Source organism: bacterium (genome assembly GCA_026398675.1).
Taxonomy (GTDB): domain Bacteria; phylum RBG-13-66-14; class RBG-13-66-14; order RBG-13-66-14; family RBG-13-66-14; genus RBG-13-66-14.
Window position 1 is genome coordinate 1 of record JAPLSK010000388.1, and the last position, 2720, is coordinate 2720.

Sequence of the window (2720 nt, forward strand, 5' to 3'; positions counted from 1 at the left end):
AGGCTCGGAGCCGTCCTCGTCACCGGGAAGGTTAGCACAATTAGCCGGGCGTTCCCAGGGGCGACGGGTCGTTACATTTTACCCCCGTCGAATCGGCGCGGGGGGTACGGATGCCGGCGACGGCGGGAAGCTCGATTTTTATAATTTATTAAGAAAGCCGCGTTTAGCTTCCAAGGCTCCTTTGGTCTGTACGTGGCACGGAGTTTGCTTAACAATAGGTCGCAATCCCGTCCGGGAAGAATCTTGAAGCCAAAGAACCTCATCATCTTAGCCGCTTTCGCCGTCCTGGTGCTCACCGTGGGGGTTCTGCATTTCGGTCAGCAGCAGACCCAGGCCGCGGCGCAATACCACGCCTCGATAGTCACCAGCGATAAAACCGACACCGGTGAAGGGAACAGCGGCGACATCAACGTCTGGCTGATAAAGGGCACCGTACCCGCGGACGGCTTTGTCTCCTGCCAGGTCAGCTTCACCGACGGCCGGGTCGAGACCGTCCCCCTCGACGGGAGTTACGTGCTCGACGACCGGTGCTATTTCCTGGTTTCCCTCTTCCCCGCAGCGGGCGATTGGGGCGCCACCGTGCGCATCTCTTACAATCGCCTGGACCGGAACGATGCCGACCTCGGGGCCGACCGTATAGTGATGTTGGAAAAGGTCGCCCCTCAGCTGCCCGCGGACAGGCCCAAGGAAGGCTTCGTCTGGCGTGGGGAGGAGCTACCGGGGTGCAACGTGTGGCGTTGGGAGGTCAACCTTTAGCCGACGTTCCCGGTAGATAGGGGCCCCCGATGGGGCCCTTTTTTTACATGAGATTCACCGCCCGAACCGCGGGGAGGGTGATTGATGGTGAGTGCGCCCCCCTCCCCCGCGGGATGAGTGTTCGCGGCAAAAATACCCCCATGGACACGGGCTTGACACCCGACAAGATCCTTGCTATTGTACATGTGTAGTTTGTGTAAAGAGTACAACATCTCAACTAACCAGATGGACGGATAGCGGCGGGCGAATACACGCATAAAGTACCAATGAACCCGTTTCCCTCCTCTCGTCCATTCTTAAAAGGTAAGTACCGTTTAATCGGTACCCCTTTTCTCGACCGTTCTGCAAGCTGAAAAAGAGATAGACCCAACCCCCCAAAAAAGGAGATTCCCATGCGTAAGCTCATTGTAATCTTGTCCGTGGCGCTGCTTTGCGTTGCATACGCAGGCTCCACCCCCTTCCTGTCCGTCGGCGGGTCCAACGACGCCCAAACCGCCCACTGGCAGGCCTACAACGACGGCAGCGACGACGTGGCCGCCTGTATCGTTGACAGTGAAACCCAGTACGGTCTAGGCGACAAGACCTGGCTCTACAACTCCGACGGTATTGATTTATCCGCTGCCACCAGCGCCTATCTCACCTTCTCCTATACCCTCGCTACGGCCGACGCCAACGACTACTTCGCCGTCTACGCCGTGAACTACGAGCCCCTCTCCGGCGATTTCGATCCCGACGCGGAGACACCCCTGGCGGTCTACGACACCAACGTGGGCACCTGGACCGGCGAGAACCTCGATCTGGGGAGCGTCCTCGGTGAAGATGATGTCTACATCGTCTTCTACTGGGTGTCCGATGCGACCGGCGTGGACGACGGCGTGCGTCTGAACGATGCCGGCGTCTACTCCTGGGACGGCGTGACCTTCGCGTGGACCCAGGTCCTCTACTGGAACACTTCCCACAGCGCCTGGGGCCCGGGCGAGGCGGTCAACGTAGACCTCTCCGCCGGCGCCGGCGGCCCCCTCGCCGTGGACTTCCACTACGACGACGGCGGCTGGGACTGGTATGCCGAGGTGGACCAGGTTGTCATCACCGACGACTCCCGCGGCGAGCTCCTCAACGAGCAGTTCGAGTCCTCCTTCCCCCCCAGCGGCTGGACCATTGTTGACTACGAGGGCTATAGCTGGGAGAGAAACGACACGGTCTACCGGACCAACTACGCCGGCGGCAGCGGCTACTGCGCCGATGCCGACTCCGACTGGTGGTACTACGGGATAAATTCCCATCTGATCTCCCCGGCCATTGATTGCTCCGGCAGCAGCAGCGTTGATCTGGACTTCTATGCCTCCTACTGCGACATCGGCGGGTCGGACTTCTTCGAGGTCCTGCTGGGCACCGCCGATATCTCGGCCGACATCGATGACGCCTTCGACGACCTCTCCGGTTGGACCGCCGTGGACGATGGCGAGTACCTCGACATCGCCCACACCACCTGGGGCACGATCAAGGCCCAGTTCTAGTCTCGATCGGTTCAAAGACGAAAAGGGGTCGGTCGTCCGGCCCCTTTTTCATAGCTCCATCGGTCGCCCTTTCCCCTCTGACTAAGTCTGTGAGGTTCGTGCTGGGGTTAGGGCTGCCATATACTCCCTCTCCCATCCCGTAGGGGCGATCGTCCACGGTCGCCCGCGGGCGGGTCAGGAGACCCGCCCCTACGTCATCGCAAATTGTATGACAAGAGCCGGGGCGAGGGCCGCCATTTACCCCCTCCCCCCTTTGGGGGGAGGGCTGGGGTGAGGGGTTCCTAACCCCTCTCCCTCCCATGGAAAGTCTCGCCTACGGGTCAGGGTGAGGGTCGGAGCGACGAACGGCGCCCGCCATGCCGACCGTTGACCGCCCCGCGGGCCGGTTGCTATCATCACCGCGAAACACAATCCACCTCCTTTCAGCTTAAAAGCGAGGAAAAATGC

At 60.7% G+C, this 2720-nt stretch carries 2 protein-coding genes; both read left to right on the forward strand.

Going from position 1 to position 2720, the window contains the following annotated elements; translation table 11 throughout:
• The first annotated feature begins 243 nt into the window (after nt 1-243).
• Complete coding sequence (locus NTW26_11610; GenBank protein ID MCX7022893.1) at nt 244-756, forward strand: hypothetical protein; 513 nt, start codon at nt 244-246, stop codon at nt 754-756.
• A gap of 392 nt (nt 757-1148) precedes the next feature.
• Nucleotides 1149-2273 carry a hypothetical protein gene (locus NTW26_11615; GenBank protein MCX7022894.1) on the forward strand — a complete coding sequence of 375 codons (1125 nt, stop codon included), beginning with the start codon at nt 1149-1151 and terminating at the stop codon, nt 2271-2273.
• Nucleotides 2274-2720 lie beyond the last annotated feature (447 nt).

Coding starts and splice junctions, on each gene's coding strand:
- NTW26_11615 (MCX7022894.1), top strand. CDS start 1,149: ATGCGTAAGCTCATTGTAATCTTGTCCGTGGCGCTGCTTTGCGTTGCA.